The organism is Actinotignum sanguinis (assembly GCF_003957255.1).
GTDB classification, from domain to species: domain Bacteria; phylum Actinomycetota; class Actinomycetes; order Actinomycetales; family Actinomycetaceae; genus Actinotignum; species Actinotignum sanguinis.
This window is the reverse complement of sequence record NZ_QDIE01000003.1, coordinates 122,247-138,837: the sequence shown is the minus strand read 5'-3', so window position 1 is coordinate 138,837 and position 16,591 is coordinate 122,247. Positions and strand designations below refer to the sequence as shown.

Below are 16,591 nucleotides of genomic sequence, written 5' to 3'. Positions count from 1 at the left end.
TTGCGGGGTATCTCCTTTCGAGGATAGGTAGGAGTTGATTCGAAAGGTACCCGCGATGGTCGCCTTTGTGTATACCGACACGAGGATCACCGCGGGATACAGATACACCACACTAACGGACGCAACCGCCACGTTCCGGCACACCCGCTAACCTCAACCGGTACATATCCATTCGCGAAACAGTGCTCGAGGATATTCACGCTTTTCGGGAACCTGAAATAGTCTACGACATCGCCAACGCGCGCAATTCCTAAGGCACGGAGGGCTACCGCAACGGTTTCGCGCAAGCTCGTCTCCATATCAAGAAGCTCCGAGTCTGGTAAAGCTGCTTGTTTGCGCGTGCAGTAGATTCTTTGCCACTTATCGTCCCTGCTGATCACCGCGAGTTCGCCAATGCTCAGCAACCATTCACAGGCCGTTTTGACAGGGCTGCCGCGGTCCCAGCCCTGCCCCACCGAACGCCCGAGCTGCGAATGAGCCACGGGGCCGTTCTCACCTATTCGCTCCAGCACCGCCCGCGCGACGTCATGATCGACCTGGGGACCGGATAAACCGTGCTCTTTGATGAGGCGACGACGCCAATGAAGCAACGGCCATAGTGCTCTGGGCATGAGGGAATGCGCGTGGCCCCATGTTTCGAATAACCCGGTCGCACTTTCGTGAAGTAGCGGCAAGCTTTGTTTATCTACCCCGCGGGCGAGCAGAACCAGCTCTTGGGATCTGCGCACAGCTTGTAGTGAATCAATCTGAACACAACCGAGCCGCTGAAAAACATCGGATATGGAGGGGCGGGAGTTTCGAGACTCCGGCGCGAGCCCCTGCGCCGTCACCGCAATTTTTCGTGCCGTTTCAATATCGATGCGATACCGCGGTTCACTATCAGGATTCACCATCAAAGTATTCAAACATTCGCGCCCGCTCACAAGCAACCGCGCGCATAGAGCGGGGCGGGTAGGTCATCACAACCTACCCGCCCCGCTCTTATGGGCTGTACCCGCTCTGATTTAGCGCAGCTGGTACTTACCGTTCACCAGGCGGTAGCGCGGATCGAGGAGCAGCGCGGCTTCACCTTCGTGGCGATCCCCGGCGAAGCGCTCGTCCACCGAGGTTTCGGTGTAGAGCGGCGCGTGGCCGACCATTCCGGCAACCAGGTGACGCGCGCCTTCCAGCAGGCGCATATCAGCGCTCTCGCGCCACAGCTGGGCTGCCTTAGCGCCGTTGGTGCGCGCGATAGCCGCCTCGAAAGCCGCCGGATGCACGAGCATCATGAGCGCGGAGACGTGCCCGAAGCCAAGCGAGGTCAGCACGGCCGCCTTAATATCCCCCACCTCGAGGACGTCGCGCGGCCACACCAGGTAGCTACGTTCCTCGAAGGCCGGATCGGAGCAGTCCAGGGCCTTATTGCCCGGGATCTTCCCGGTGGCGAACATCTGGGTGATGCCAGCCATCTGGAAGAGCGCCGCCCCGCCCTTAGAATGTCCAGTCAGGGTCTTCTGGGAGACAACGTAAAGCGGGTTGCCTTCGCTGCGCCCCAGTGCCGTGAAGAGGCGGTCATGGAGTTCCGCTTCGTTCGGGTCGTTCGCATTGGTGGAGGTATCGTGCTTGGAAAGCACGGCGACGTCGTCCACACTCACGCCCAGATTGCGCAGGTTCGTGGCCAGCACGGAGTTTTCTCCGCCCATGCCCGCGGCCAGCGCTCCCAGGCCCGGTGCCGGGATCGAGGTTTGGATACCGTCCGCGAAGGAGCGGATATAGGCCACCACACCGTAGACGGGCAGCCCCATCTGGGCGGCCACATCTCCGCGGGCCAGCAGCACCGTGCCGCCACCGCAAGCTTCCACGAAGCCACCGCGGCGCAGATCGCCGGCGCGGGAGAAGAAGCGCGGGTTAATGCCCTTCTTCGCCATCGCGGCAGAATCCGCCGTCGCATTCATATCACCGAAACCGATGAGGGACTCCACCTGCACGTCATCAATCGCGCCGGAGACCACGAACTGGGCCTTGCCGGTGGCGATCTTATCCACGCCCTCTTCCACCGAAACGGCGGCGGTCGCGCAGGCGCCGATGGGGTGAATCATGGAACCGTAACCGCCCACGTACGCCTGCATGGTGTGCGCTGCGATAACATTCGGCAGGGTTTCCTGGAGGATATCCTGCGGATAATCCTTCCCCAGGAAACGATCCACGTACAGGCGGCGCATGGAGGTCATCCCGCCAAAGCCGGTGCCCTGCGTGGAGGAGACATCCACCGGGTGGACGTATTCGAGCAGCTCCGCCGGGGAGAACCCGGCCGAGAGGAAGGCATCTACCGCCGTCATGAGGTTGTAGATAGCCATGCGGTCCGCGCTCTCCACGAGCGACGCCGGAATCCCCCACTTGGCCGGATCGAAATCGGTGGGGAACTGCCCGCCCACGCGCCGAGTGAGCGTGGTACGGCGCGGCATATAGGTCAGTGCCCCGGCCTTGCGCAGCACCCGCCATTCGCCGTCTTCTTCGAAGAAGCTGGTGAAGTTCGGATCAGCTTCGGCATGGGCGCGGGCCTCCGCCTCGCTACCGGCCGTGAAAACAACGTCCTTTTCCAGGTAGACCGGGGCGATATCGGTGGTCCCGATATCGGCCAGCGGCCCGTCGTCCACAAAGGCGCGGATTCCGGAACGTGCCACAACCTCATCGCGGTAGCGCTCGAAGATATCCTCTTCGGGAACCTGTTCCCCTTCGGGCGTGTACCAGCCCGGCTTGGGAGTATCGAACCAGGTGAGCAGGCCCATCATCCAGGCCAGCTCAAGCACCCCGGCCGGGGTGAGGTCCACATCGCCGTCGCTTTGAATCCCCAGTTCAGCTTCCCACCGGGTGCGCGAGCTGCCCCAGGGGCCGGTTTCGCCCAGCCCCACGATGACCACGAGGTCCTCGGGCTTCGCGGTACCCTTCCCGAAAGCACCCAGGTCCATGGTGGGCTGGTGGATGCTCACCGGGCTGGGCAGTGCCCGCACGCTCGGCGCGTCCTTCGCAGCCGGTGCGGGTGCGGCCGGCGTGATGCTGGCGGCCAGTTCGGGCAGGTTAATATCGCCCAAGCCGCCGGTCATATCGTGGATAACCGGGGCGCGGCGGGCCGCGGCCACGGATTCGGGGGTGAAGAGGGTGAGCAGTTCGCGCCCGGCTTCCGCCGTGGACCAGGTGTGCACACCCTTGGCTTCCACGGCTTCGACCAGCGGGTCGTTCCCGCCCATGAGGCCGGTGCCGCGCACCCACCCGATCTTCGCGTGGGCAATGGTGGTGCGCTGGCCCCACGGCTCCACGCGCCACTTATTGACCACCGCATCCAGCGCGGCCTTGACCTCGCCGTAGGCACCGTCCCCACCGAAGGAGCCCCGGTTCGGGGAGCCCGGCAGTATCACGTGCATACGGTGATCAATAGCTGCATCGGTTCCGAGGCTCGCGAGGGTGCCGATGAGGCGTTCCACGCTCCACAGCAGCACTCGGGCCTGGTTTTCCGCTTCGGGGCCGGCATCGCTGAGGTAGCCGCTCACCCGCGGCGCCGCGAAGGGCACGAGCAGATCCGGAATAAGAGCCGGCTTGATGAGCTTCGAGGTGGCACCCACGGTTTCGCGCTGTTCGGCACCGATCCACGCGGTGATCGCGTCGACGTCGCGGAAGGAAGCGAGGTTGGCGGGAATAAGCCACAGCTCGGCACCGTTGATGGCGTTTTCGCGGTAGAGCTTCTTGGCGAAGTTCAGGCGCGCGGTGGAGATACGCGAGGAGGTGGCGACGACGGTTGCCCCGCCGGCCAGCAGCCCGGCCACCACCGCACCGGCGATGGAGTTTTCTGCCATACCGGTGACAACCGCGATCTTCCCGGCGTAGATGCCGGGGGTGGTATCGCGCGCCTCACGGGCAATCTTGGCGAAACGCGCCGCCAGCTGGGGATTGCGAGCCGCCTGCCATTCGGCCTGGCGGGCCACTTCTTCCCCAACGCCGGTGAAGTTGGCGCTTACCTCACGCCCGAAGGCGATCTTGGCAACGTCCTCGCGGGCGGTCGCCCAGCGGTCGCACAGGCGCACGGCCTGGGCGGGATCGAAACGCGGGGTCACGAAGTCTTCCCAACCGCTGCCCAGTTCCGCGCTCATGGCTTCGCGCAGAGCCAGATCATCGGCGCTCGCCTGCGTGTCCGGGCGCTCATCGTGCCCGAGGCGCGCGAGCAGATCGCGGGCGGTTCCGGCCAAAATCGCGTCCATACGCTCGGCATAAGCGTCCAGGGCCGCGGAGTCGACGACGCCGCCCGCCCCGCTCCCGGCACTCGGAAGCGCAACGCTGACCCCGTGGGCTGCACCCACCGCCCGTACCGCCGCGTCGATGAGGTCATCGAGCTGCGCAGCCGAGGTGGGGGCGAGCGGGAGGGTCGCCAATTCATCGCCGCGTACCGACTTACCTTCCCGGGTACCCAGGAGGATGGTGGCGGTCACGTGCGCCACCCAGCCTTCACCGAGCTGCCAGGTATCCTGCACCCGCTGAGCCACCCGGGCCGGCTTGGCGCCGGCCGCACCGGTGAGGGAACGCAGCCGGTCCGCGATAGCTTCGCGCAGCACGCTCCCGAAAGGCTTGTAGGAGTGGGCGGCCTGATCCACTTGGGAAACCAGGGTGGCGAGCGGTGCCTCCGCGGCGCCGTCCATGGAGGCCAGGTCAAATTCAGCGGTCATATCCATAAGGATCTGGTTACGCTTCGAGGAAACCCCGTTGGTGAGGGTTTCGACCGAATCGGCATCCCCCATCTGATCCACACGGATCTTGGTGGACCAGGCCAGCAAAACGCGCAGGGCGTCACCGGCCCGGAAGGGCAGATCCGCTGCCGGCTGGCCATCGCCCGCCGGAGCGCTTTCCGGTGCGGGAGCGGCCGCCGCTGCCGGAGCAGCCGCGGGGGCCGGGGCCTCCGGAGTAGCGGGCGCAGCTTCGGGTGCCGCAGCAGCGGTATCGCCGCCGCTCGCACCGGCACCGTTGGCAGCGCTCGGGGCCGCGGCCGCGGTGCTTTCCTCGAATGCGTCCTCCGCAACCGGGGCACTGGCCACATCCTCATGCAAAACCCGCTTGGCGTCACGCTGGACGTTGTACACGCTCACGTGGCGCTGGGCGTGCTTGGGCAGCGCCAGGGTGCGGGTGGCCATATTCGCCAGCGTGGGCGAAGCGGCCAGGCCGATTTCCACGATATCTTCCACCCCGGCCTCAATGAGGTAATCCTGGGTTTCAATCCAGCGCACCGGGGAGGCGAACTGCCAGGCCAGCAGCTCGATAAGCAGCTCGCGGGCGGTACCTACCCGGTCTCGCTCCAGGCGCGCGGGCAGGTCGGCGCGAATCTCACGCACCACACGGGAGGGCACAACCTCAAGAATGGCATCGCAGAACTCTTCCGTGAGTTCGAAGGGGCGAGCTACCAGATTCGGCAGGTAGCGCCCTTCGAGGATCTCAAGCTTGATATCGGCGGGAACAATGGCGCGCAGGGTATCCCCAAATTCGGCCACCCCGGTGCGCAGCACGCTGGAGTGGAAAGGCACATCAATACCGGGAACCAGCATAAAGGGGCGCTTGCCCCCGGCCTGCCGGGCGCGCTCATTGGCGTCCTTTTCCAGGGCTTCCAGGCCCGCCACGGTTCCGGCCACCGCGTACTGGGCGCCGGCCAGGTTGTAATTGACAATCTCAAGGAATTCCCCGGAAGCGGCAGCCACCTGCGCGACGTAGTCGCGCACGGCGTCGTCGCCCACCCCAAATTGGTTGGGACGCAAGGCACCCATGCGGTAATTCGAACGGCCCTGCTCATCGCGTTCCACGAGATGATGCATCGTGGTACCGCGCCGGTACACGATTTCCAGCACGTCCTCGAGGCTGAAGACCTGCGAGTAGGCGGACAGCGCATTGTATTCGCCCAAGGAATGCCCGGCGAAGTAAGCGCCGCTTACCAGTGAACCTTGTTCACGCAGGCGCGAGGTCTGGGCGAAGGCCACGGTCGCGAGCGCCACCTGGGTGAATTGGGTGAGGTTGAGGACGCCTTCCGGGTGGCGGAAGATCTCATCACGTACCCGCAGCTCCACCGGGTTATCGCGCACCACGGCGAGGATGGAGAAACCAAGGGCGGAGCGGGTATGCCGGTCGGCACGTTCCCACACCTCGCGTACGGCCGCGGAAGCTGCCCGATCATCGAGGGTCATGCCGCGGGCCTGGATCCCCTGGCCCGGGTAAACATAGGCGGTACGCGGGGCGCTCACGGTGCACGATGCCTGGGAAACCACGGTATCCCCGCAGCGTGCGGTCACATCGAGGGCAAGCCCGCCCCCGCGCACCCGGCCCACGCGCTCCACGGTGATATCCACCGCGTCACCGAGGTTAACCATGCCGAACATGCGGTAGGTCCACCCGGTGATATGCATGGCGGCGCGCCCGGCCACCGGATCGGCCACCGCGTGCTGGGCGGCGGCGCACAGCCACATGCCGTGCACCAGCGGGGCTTCCATTCCCGCCACCAGCGCGGCGTTGCGGGACACGTGAATCGGGTTGAAGTCACCGGAAACAATGGCGAAAGCCGTCATATCGGTGGGGGCCTGCACGGTAACCTTGCGCAGCACCGAGCGCGGGGTGTCGATAATATCGGCATCCACTCCCCCGCGCGCGGCCGGCTCGGAGGGCAGTTCGGTGGTGGTAGCACGCCCGCGCATCGCGAAACGCTCCTGGAATTCCAGCACCACGGTGCCATCTTCGCGCGAAACATTCGTGCGGATGGTCAGCACTCGGCCGGCCGAGGACTCAGCCACGGAGGCCACCCAGGAACGCGCGGTGAGCTGCCCGGCTTCCAGGATCTCCTCCACCGGCACATTCACCTTTTCAAGGTGATCGAGGTGCACGCCGGAGAGCAGTCCTTCAATAATCGGGTAGCCATCGGCTTCGCCCGAGCCCATCGCGGAATAGATGGTGGGCCAGCACGAGCCGAGCAGCGCGGAGGGCACGGCCGCCGGGGTGCGCCCGGCCGGCGCGGTGATCCCCGCGTGCAGGGTGTTGATTTCCGGGGAGACCGCGAAAGTGAGGGTGGCCACGCCGTCGATCATCTCGGGTTGCTTGGTGATGGGGGTGCCCCCCAGCGTTGTGGTACCCACCCCGGACATCGCGGCGAGGACCTCACGCATGGCATCTTCCAGGCGCGCGTCGTCCACCACGGGCAGCCCGCCGGTGGCTACCGATTCGGGCAGCAGCAGCGGGATGCGCATATGCCGCACCACGTGCTGATGGGCCTGGGTGCCGTCCCAGAGCGTATCGAGGGGCACGAAGATTTCCAGGCCCTCCGGGGTATCGCGGATTTCCGCTTCCGGAATGAGGTGGGCCGGGTTGGTGGCCAGGTGACCGTGCCACACAATGAAGGGGGTTTCGCGCAGGAAGGTTTCGCGATCGCGTGCCGCGCGGGAGAAGGCCGGTTCGACCTGCGCTCCGGCAGCGGCTACCCGGGAAACCGCGTCTTCTTCGTAGCGGCCCAGAATCTCGGCGATCGGCTCATCCACCTTGGTGATGGCTGCCACCGAGGTGGGGCCGGGAATAATGCGTACCTGGTCCGCGGTGTAGCGCGGGTTATGGGATTGCCACAGGGAATCCGAACCCCAGAACCGCAGTACCTGTTCGTTGATAACCGGCACGAAGGGCACCGGCTTGGGGTACTTGGAGGCCAGGGCCACGAACCACGCTTCGTCCTGCGCCAGAACGGTGTGTTCCTCGGCGCTCGGGTAGGCGGCGAGGAACCGCTCGAGTGCGGCCTGCGGATCGGCTGCGGCATCTTCCTGAGTGGGGAAGAGCGTGGGAACGTCGCCGCTTTCGGCCGTGCACAGGCGCGCTTCGAAACGCTGCAGCATTTCCCAGAAACGGGTTTGGGTGGGGTCGTCGGCCCACGGCACGGTCAGGTCCACGTAACGGCGCAGCACCTGGGCGTAGGTCATATGCGCGATATCCCCGAAGTACGGCTTCGCGGTGGCGTTGATCGCGGTGATGATCTCATCGCGGCGCGCGGCAATCGCCTCGGCGTCCCCGTCCACTTCCACGAGGAGGCGGGCGGCGCGGGCAGCCGCGTTTTCCACATTGTAAATATCGGCGTGCAGGGAGGACTGGGTGGAGCAAATACCACCGCGGGTGGAGCCGGCCGCCACCCAACCGCCGTTATCGTCCGGGCTCACGCCGGGTGTATCGACGAGCAGCTGCTTCACATCAGGATTCGTTTTCGCTTCTTTCGCGGCCATGGCCGCGGTCCCGATGAATACGCCGTCCACGGGCATGGGCCGCATACCGTAGGCCTGTGCCCACGTTCCGGTGAGGAACGACGACGCGCGCTCGGGAATGCCCAGCCCGCCGCCCACGGTAATAATGAGCCCGGCCTCACGCATCTGGCCGTACGTTGCGATAAGTAGATCTTCCAGGTTCTCCCAGGAGTGGTGCCCGCCAGCGTGGCCGTCTTCCACCTGCGCGATGAGCGGGGCACCCGGGCACGCCTTGGCGATCTCCACGAGCTGGCGAATTTGAGCCACGGTACCCGGCTTGAAAGCAATATAGGGGAAACCTTCGGCGCGCAGCCGCGCGATGAGGTCGAGGGCTTCCTCCTTCTCGGGAATACCGGCGCTGATGACCACGCCATCCAGGGGTGCCCCGGCGGCGCGCTGGCGGGAGACCAGCCGGCGCGATCCGAACTGGAGATCCCACAGGTAGCGGTCCAGGAACATGGTGTTGAACTGGGCCACCCGGCCCGGTTCCAGGTGCTCGCGCAGGGTGGAGAGGTTCTCAGCCAGGACTTCTTCGGAGACCTGCCCGCCCCCGGCGAGCTCGGTCCAGTACCCGGCGTTGGCGGCAGCCGCCACGATTTCCCCGTCCACGGTGGTCGGGGTCATCCCGCCAAGCATAATCGGGCTGCGCCCGGTCAGCCGCGAGAAAGCGGTATCCAGGTAGGTATGCCCCTTGATCTGGCGCAGCTGGGGGGCGTAGTCGGACCAATCGCGGGTGCGGGTCACCCGCGCCACTCCGGTCACCAGGTCATCGCGGGCCGCGGCGGTGGAGGCATCCACGTAGCTCACTCCGGTACCAGCCAGGTTTTCCAGGGCGATGGTCTTGAGGTTCGGGCCCGGGCCCAGGTCCACCACGAAGCCCACCGGGGTGCCCTTTCCACCCGCTTCTTCCAGGGTGGCGGCGAATTCCGCGGTCCAGTCCAGGCTGGCGGTCAGCACCGCGCGAGCGAGTTCATCGCTGCGTTCCACGCTCAGGGAGCAGCGGGCCGCCCAGGAATCCACCAGGGCCACGGCCGGCTCGAGGGGCGGCGAATGGAACGGCGCTCCCACGTTGAGGAATTCGCAGACCGGGTGGAGGGCTTCCCCACCGGTGAGCTTATCGGCGCGAGCGCGCGCTTCCCGTTCGGCTTCGCGTTCGATGAGCGCCACCAGCGCGGTGAGCGCCGCCGGGCACCCGGATACCACGCAGGCTTCCCGGGAGTTAATAATGGCGACATCCGCATCCGGGACCTTGGCGGCCAGCCGGCGCAGCAGCGGGGCACCCACGCCCCGCACCGAAAGCATGGGGCTGGCCTCCTTGCTGGCGGTAATTCCGAGTTCCCCGCTGATCTTGGAGGCAGCCGCCCCGATGAGGCGGGCGAGGGCGAAAATACTAGCCGGCTCGCTGGATTCCACCATGGCCGCGGCTAGCACGCCCTGAGAATGCCCGATGGTGGCGGTGGGGCGCACCGCTAGATCGCGGTAGGCCCCGTACTGGCTGAGGAGGATGCCGGGAACCGAAGTGTGGGGGGCCCGCCCGGCGCTGGCCGGGCCGCGCAAGCCGAGCAGGTCGAGGCGTCCGGCCGAAATCACGGTGAGTTCGGGGAGCACCGGGGCGAGGATTTCTTCGGCCGCCGCATCCACCGCGCTCAGGTCGGCGCGCAGCTGCGCGGAGGTGAGCAGCTCATCTAATTCGGTGCGCCAGGGGGTTCCCTGGCCGGCGAATTGGAGGATCCAGAGGCTGGCGGGCGGGGTGGCCGTCAGAGATTCATACACGCTGGTCATAGTGTTCTTTCTGCTAGGTGCGGGAGATCCCGCGAGGCAATTCTTGAGAAAAATGAAAGGTCACAGGTGGCGGTGGAGCTTTCCGGATGACGTACTTATGGGTAAGCGATCCGCTACGCCACTCGAGGCGGGCCGCTACATGGGAATATTCCCGTGCCGGCGCTCGCCCGGATGCGAGCAGTCTTTGGTGGCGAGGATGCGCAGGGATTCAATGAGCACCCGCCGGGTATCTTCGGGGGCGATAATGCCGTCCAATTCGCTGCGTTCCACGGAAAGGAAAGGATTGACGTTATCGCGGGTGTACTCTTCGATGAGCTGCTGGCGCACCGCCGCCACATCTTCACCGTTCTGTTCAGCTTCCCGCAGGCGCCGTCGGCCTGTAATAGCGACCGCGCCCTCGGCGCCGAGCACCGCAATTTCCGCACCGGGCCACGCGAAATTGAGGTCCCCACCCAGGGACTTCGACCCCATCACGATATAGGCGCCCCCGTAGGCTTTCCGTAGCACCACGGTGACGAGGGGCGTCGTCGCATTCGCGTAGGACCAGATCAACTTCGCACCGCGGCGGATAATCCCGGCCTGTTCCTGTTCGGTGCCGGGCCGGTACCCGGGCACATCCACGAGGGTGATAACCGGCACGTGGAAAGCATCGCAGAATTGCACGAAGCGCCCGGCCTTTTCGGAGGCATCCACGTCCAGGGTGCCGGCGTCCACGAGCGGCTGATTGGCCACAATTCCCACGGACTGCCCGGCCAAGGCCGCGAATCCCACCACGATGGAGCGGGAGAAATGTTCCTGGACCTGCACGAATTCCCCGTAGTCCACGAGGTTCGCGATGACGTCGAGCATATCGTAGGGCTGTTTGGTGGAGGCGGGTACCAGATCGGTCAGGTGGCGGGCGCACTGGGTATCCGCGGCCGTTTCCTCATAATCCCAGCGCGGCAGCGAGGCATCGCAATGCGCGGGAAGGTAGGTGAGGAGGGTGCGGGTGTAATCGAGCGCATCATCCTCATTGGCGGCCAGGTAGTGGGCTACCCCGGATTGGAAATTATGGAGGGTGGCCCCGCCTAAGTCGTCGAAAGACACCTCTTCGCCGGTGGTTGCTTTGACAACGTCCGGTCCGGTCACGAACATATGCGCGTTATCACGCGTCATAATAATGAAATCGGTGAGCGCCGGGCCGTACACCGCACCGCCCGCGCAGGGCCCCAGAATAACGGAAAGTTGCGGGATAATGCCCGATGCCGCGATCGTTTTCTTGAAGATGCGGCCGTATTGGGAAAGGGCGACGACGCCGTCCTGGATACGGGCGCCACCCGAATCAAGCAGCGAGACCATGGGGATGCGCAGCTCGAGGGCCTTATCCATGAGGGCCACGATTTTATCGCCCTCGGCTTCACCCAGGGTGCCCCCGGATACGGAGAAGTCCTGGGCGTACACGGCCACCAGTTGACCATCCACCTGGCCAATTCCGGTCACCACCGCGGCACCCTGGAAACCGCGCCCGAGGTTGCCCCCGGCAAAACGCCCGATCTCCGTGAAACTTCCTTCATCGCACAGCAAGGCGATACGCTCCCGGGCGGTCTTTTTACCGTGGGCGTGCTGGCGCTTCGCGGCGCGTTCCTCGGCCTGGCGGGCCAGGTCGTTTTGGTATTCCGCGAAACGCACCCGATCCACCTGCTGGGCGCTATGATCCAAGGTTTGCCATTCGTGGGCGGATCGTAATTCAGTCAGCGACATGATTCTCCTTCGCTACGTGCGGGCACGGACTCGAGTGGTGGTGCGCTAGCGCGCACGGGCCAAGGCGCATATACCAGCCCCGCGTATTTTTAGGCATCGGCACCCACCACCCGCACGAGGGGCTGGAAGGCAGCCACGGTGGCCCCGGCCCGCACTTCCACATCCGTCACTTCGCCATCGCGCGGCGAATAAACATAACTTTCCATCTTCATGGATTCGAGCACGACGAGCAGATCTCCTTCGTGCACCTTATCCCCCGGTTCCACAACCACACGCACCACAATTGCCTGGATGGGTGAATTCACCATTCCGCTCGGATCGGTAAGGTCCTGGGCCGGCATCGCGGTGCGGGAGACCGCCTGGGAACGGCGCGGCTGCAGGGTGCGGCGGGCCACGTGCGAACCGGTGGCAATGAGCGCGGCCGGGAGGGTCATGCGCATGCGCCGCCCATCCACTTCAATAACGAAGGTGTGGCGCGGTTCCTCATCTTTGACAGGCGCCGGAGTGGTGCTGGCCTGCGCATTTTCGTAACTCGGGAGCACGGTATCTTCCAGCCAGCGAGTAGAGGGAATATGCCCGGCGAAATCCTCCATAGCCAGCACATCGCGGTACATGGCGCAGGGGGTGGCCACCCCGGTGATCTGCAATTCCGCGAGCGCGCGGCGCGAACGGGCAATGGCCTGCTCCCGATCCGGGGCGGTCACCACAAGCTTGGCAAGCATGGGATCGAAATCGGCAGTCACAATATCGCCTTCTTCAATCCCCGATTCGATACGCACCCCGTGCCCGAGGGGCCAACGGATTTTTTCAATGGTTCCGGTGGAGGGAACCATACCGGTGGCCGGATCCTCACAGGTAATACGGAATTCGAACGAGTGGGCGCGCGGGGCGGGAACCTGGGAGAGTTCCGCGCCGGAGGCGATCAGGATCTGTTCGCGCACCAGGTCCATTCCCGTTACTTCTTCGGAAACGGTGTGTTCGACCTGGAGGCGCGGATTAACTTCCAGGAAATTAACCCGCCCGTCGGGTTCCACCAGGAATTCACAAGTGCCCAAACCAACGTAATCCACCGCTTCGAAAAGCCGGCGCGACCACTCGGTCACAATTGCTTCCGCGTTCCCGGGCAGCAGCGGGGCGGGTGCTTCTTCGATGAGTTTCTGGTTGCGGCGCTGGGCCGAACAATCACGGGTGGAGATCACCGCGAAGTTCCCGTGGGAATCGCGCGCCGACTGCGTTTCAATATGGCGGGCGGTCCGGATAAAACGCTCCACGAAATAGGAATCGAGATCCGCTCCGTGGGCCGCGAAGAAGCGGTCCAGGTCAGCGGCTTCATTATGGATGGTGATACCGCGCCCGCCCCCGCCGTCGGCCTTCTTGGTGACAATCGGGAAACCGAAGCGCGCCACGAACTCGTCCACCCCGGCGCGCCCCTGCACCGGATCGGAAACGCCGGGCACCGGGGCCACGCCCACTGATTCGGCCAGGCGGCGCGCCTGGATTTTATCGCCGAGCCGATGGAGCACCGCGGGGGCCGGGCCGATCCACGTCAGGCCCGCTTCAATAACGGCGGTGGCGAATTCGGGAACTTCGGAAAGGAAACCGTAGCCGGGGTGCACGGCATCCGCGTGGGAACGCTGCGCAATCGCGATGATTTTCTCAATATTCATATAGGTATCTGCATACGCGGTACCTTCGAGCGCATAGGCGCTATCGGCATCCTCAACGAACTGCGCTTCGCGATCCGCGTCGGCATACACCGCCACCGCTTTCATCCCCATATCGTGGGCGGTACGTATAACGCGCTCGGCGATTTCGGAGCGATTGGCAACAAGAATTTTTTTCATCACTACTTTCCTTCCGAGGGCGCTAGCCGACCCACAAGCGAGACTTCTCCGGTAGAAATACGCACGTCACCGGCAGCGGTGGCGACCACAAGGGCGCCGTCGGCCTCAATACGCACCCCGCGCCCGCGCACCGGAGTATCGCGCGGGCGGTTAACGGTGATGCCATCGCGGAGGGTGTCGCAGGTGGCGTTGAGTTCGGCCAGGAGCCCGGCGCGTTCCGCCGCGCTACCTTCCCCACTCCCGCAGGAGGACATGAGGGCGGCCAAGCGTTCCCCCAGTTCACGCAGGTAGGCGGCGGCTACCTCATCCCGGCTGGGAACCGGGAATCCGGCGGTAGCAAGGGAGGCGGAGGTGGGGGTGGGCAGTTCTTCGGCCCGCAAGCCCAGGTTGATTCCTACCCCGAGGACAATTCCGATATTCCCGGCCGCGTCTGTACTCACGACTTCACCCAGCACGCCGGCGACTTTCGCGGCCCGCGGGCGGGTGACAATATCATTCGGCCAGGAGATCCCCACCCGAGCGCCAAGCTTTTCCAGGGCGGCGCGCGCGGCCAGGGCCCCGGCAAAAGTGACCCAGCTCAGCTCCGCGCGCACCACTTCCGGTACCGCAAGAAGAACCGAGAAGAGCAGAGAGCCATCTTTCGTGGCGAACCAGGAGCGGCCCATCCGCCCGCGCCCATCACTTTGACTATCGGAAATAAGGCCGCGCACCAGCCCGGGCATCTGCGCACCCGCGGAACTGAGCCAGAGTTCGGCCAGGTCATCCTGGGTGGATGTGGTGAGGTCGGTGTGCAGGAGCGCCGCACCGGGGACCCCTACTTCCCCGAGCGCGCTCGCGGTACGCGGGAAGAGCACGTTTCCTGAATGCACGTGACTCACCTCAGCCTTCTTTCCGGCGGGCCACCCCGCCGCTAACCTACCAATGCGTAACCTTACGTAATCGTAACTTACGGATTCGTAACATACTCGCATCCGCGGGGCGCGCCACCGTTAGTCCTCTCACATCCGCGCCGCACAAAGCCCGCAAATACGCCAAAGCCGGTGTTATCTACCCGCATATTCACATGTTTATACATCTGTGCGCATATTTAGTGGCTATACTTGGGATTGTTCCGAGTAATTTCCACCCGAACACTGAAAAAACATTCACCGTAGGGGAAGAAAATGAAGAAAACATTCACGCTGCTCGCTGCCGGCCTCCTCACGCTGGGCGCCTGCTCCAATGATGAGGCTGCTTTGACGGATTCCACCGCCGCGGCCGATCCGGGTGAGTCCGGTTTCGCTGTTGATGGCATCGCGGCAGATTCCGCCGTCGTCGCCCTGGTTCCTAGCGATATCACCGCACGCGGGCAATTACGCAACGGCGCGTCCACCGATTACGCTCCCGCGGAATACCGCAAGGCAGACGGGCAGACCCCCACCGGTTACGATATTGATCTCACGCGCGCCATCGCGAAGAAAATGGGACTCAAAGACGGCACCACCACGCACGTGGAATTTGATTCCCTCCTCCCCCAGATCGGAACCAAATTCGATGTGGGCCTATCAACCTTCACCGTCACCCCCGAACGTGAAGAAGCCTTCAATATGATCACGTACTTCGAGGCGGGTTCCGAATACGGGGTGCCGGCCAAGTCCAGCGATTTCACCCCGGATAACCCCTGCGGTTTCACCATCGGTGTACAAACGGGTTCCTCGCAGGAAGATGCCCTCAAGGAAGCCACCGCGGCCTGCGAAGCTAAGGGTGCCAAGCCGATTAAGATCATGTCCCTACCGGACGTACCGCAAATCGTCACCCGGGTGGTCTCCGGCCAGTACGACGCTATTTTCGCTGATTCCCCGGTGCTCGGTTACGCCGTTGCCCGTTCGAACGGGCAACTGAAAACCACGGGCGATATTTACGATTCAGCACCGGTTGCTATCGCGGTGGCCAAGGATAACCCCGAACTTGCCAAGGCGGTGCAGGCCGCCCTGCAATCCCTCATGGATTCGGGTGAACTCAAGGAGATCTTCGCGCATTACGGTATTACCGAAGGCGTGCTGAGCACTGCCGAGATTAACCCCCAGGTGCAGTAATGGAGAAGATTCATCCGCAAGCCCGCGTGAAGCTGAGCAATATTGTGTGGCTCATCGTCATGGCGGTGCTCGGGGCGATGGCGCTCAATGCGCTTATCACCAACGATGCTTTCCACTGGGATGTGGTGGGGCGCTATCTTTTCGACTGGCGTATCCTGCGCGGTATCGTCTACACCCTGGTGCTGACGGTGCTGGCCATGGTTATTGGCATCATCTTGGCTTTGACCATGGCGGTGCTGCGCGAATCAAGTAACGCGGTATTGCGCGCGGCGGCCCGGTTCTATATTTGGTTCTTCCGCGGTACCCCGATTTACACCCAGCTCATGTTCTGGGGCCTGCTGCCCTCGCTCTACCAGAAGCTATCCCTGGGGATTCCCTTCGGGCCGGAGTTCTTTACCTTCCACACAGACCGGGTCATCACCCCGTTTGTCGCGGCGATTATCGGGTTGGGGCTCAACGAAGGTGCCTACCTGGCGGAGATCATCCGCTCCGGTTTGGGCGCGATTGATCCGGGCCAGCGGGAAGCCGCGGTGGCGCTGGGGATGCGTTCGGGCACGATTATGCGGCGTATTATTTTGCCGCAGGCCATGCGCATTATTATTCCGCCCACCGGGAACGAAACGATCTCGATGCTTAAAACGACGTCGCTGGTGCTCGCCGTCCCCTTCACTCTGGACCTCACGTTCGCGGCCCAAGATTTGGGTTCGAAAACGTACCTCCCCTTCCCCTTCCTCGTGGTCGCCGCTATCTGGTACCTGGTTATTACCTCGCTGCTGATGATGGTGCAGCACCGTATCGAACGCCATTTCGCGCGCGGCTTTGACGGGCGTACCGCGACGACGGCCTTCCTCGACGTCACCCCCTAAGGAGCACA

Annotated in this window: 7 protein-coding genes; 2 read left to right on the top strand and 5 right to left on the bottom strand. The window is 64.1% G+C overall.

The features are described from left to right. Positions 1-86 precede the first annotated feature (86 nt). The 5 genes from DDD64_RS01895 to DDD64_RS01875 all read right to left on the bottom strand — a co-directional run bounded on the left by DDD64_RS01895 (position 87) and on the right by DDD64_RS01875 (position 14,520). Positions 87-893, bottom strand: a complete 807-nt coding sequence (locus tag DDD64_RS01895) for a DNA glycosylase AlkZ-like family protein (protein WP_126134766.1) — start codon at positions 891-893, stop codon at positions 87-89. 111 nt (positions 894-1,004) lie between these two features. Then, positions 1,005-10,058 (bottom strand): type I polyketide synthase, encoded by a 9,054-nt coding sequence (locus tag DDD64_RS01890; RefSeq protein ID WP_126134765.1) that lies wholly within the window; start codon positions 10,056-10,058, stop codon positions 1,005-1,007. Positions 10,059-10,193: 135 nt separating this feature from the next. Further along, a complete protein-coding gene (locus DDD64_RS01885) occupies positions 10,194-11,798 on the bottom strand; it encodes an acyl-CoA carboxylase subunit beta (protein WP_241227337.1) in 1,605 nt (534 codons plus the stop codon). A gap of 89 nt (positions 11,799-11,887) precedes the next feature. Next, positions 11,888-13,642 carry an acetyl/propionyl/methylcrotonyl-CoA carboxylase subunit alpha gene (locus DDD64_RS01880; RefSeq protein WP_126134764.1) on the bottom strand — a complete coding sequence of 585 codons (1,755 nt, stop codon included), beginning with the start codon at positions 13,640-13,642 and terminating at the stop codon, positions 11,888-11,890. 2 nt (positions 13,643-13,644) lie between these two features. Next, entirely contained in the window at positions 13,645-14,520 is an 876-nt protein-coding gene (locus DDD64_RS01875; protein WP_164545876.1) for a biotin--[acetyl-CoA-carboxylase] ligase, read from the bottom strand. 285 nt (positions 14,521-14,805) lie between these two features. Here DDD64_RS01875 and DDD64_RS01870 point away from each other — a divergent pair, with 285 nt between their 5' ends. Both DDD64_RS01870 and DDD64_RS01865 read left to right on the top strand, forming a co-directional pair. Then, positions 14,806-15,717, top strand: coding sequence for an ABC transporter substrate-binding protein (locus tag DDD64_RS01870; RefSeq protein ID WP_126134762.1), 912 nt, complete (start codon positions 14,806-14,808; stop codon positions 15,715-15,717). Then, positions 15,717-16,583 carry an amino acid ABC transporter permease gene (locus DDD64_RS01865; protein WP_126134761.1) on the top strand — a complete coding sequence of 289 codons (867 nt, stop codon included), beginning with the start codon at positions 15,717-15,719 and terminating at the stop codon, positions 16,581-16,583. The genes DDD64_RS01870 and DDD64_RS01865 overlap by 1 nt, the downstream gene beginning before the upstream one ends. Positions 16,584-16,591 lie beyond the last annotated feature (8 nt).

Bases quoted from the DNA above. Each gene is read 5' to 3' on its own strand.
- DDD64_RS01880 (WP_126134764.1), bottom strand. From the start codon at position 13,642: ATGAAAAAAATTCTTGTTGCCAATCGCTCCGAAATCGCCGAGCGCGTT.
- DDD64_RS01870 (WP_126134762.1), top strand. From the start codon at position 14,806: ATGAAGAAAACATTCACGCTGCTCGCTGCCGGCCTCCTCACGCTGGGC.
- DDD64_RS01885 (WP_241227337.1), bottom strand. From the start codon at position 11,798: ATGTCGCTGACTGAATTACGATCCGCCCACGAATGGCAAACCTTGGAT.
- DDD64_RS01890 (WP_126134765.1), bottom strand. From the start codon at position 10,058: ATGACCAGCGTGTATGAATCTCTGACGGCCACCCCGCCCGCCAGCCTC.
- DDD64_RS01895 (WP_126134766.1), bottom strand. From the start codon at position 893: ATGGTGAATCCTGATAGTGAACCGCGGTATCGCATCGATATTGAAACG.
- DDD64_RS01865 (WP_126134761.1), top strand. From the start codon at position 15,717: ATGGAGAAGATTCATCCGCAAGCCCGCGTGAAGCTGAGCAATATTGTG.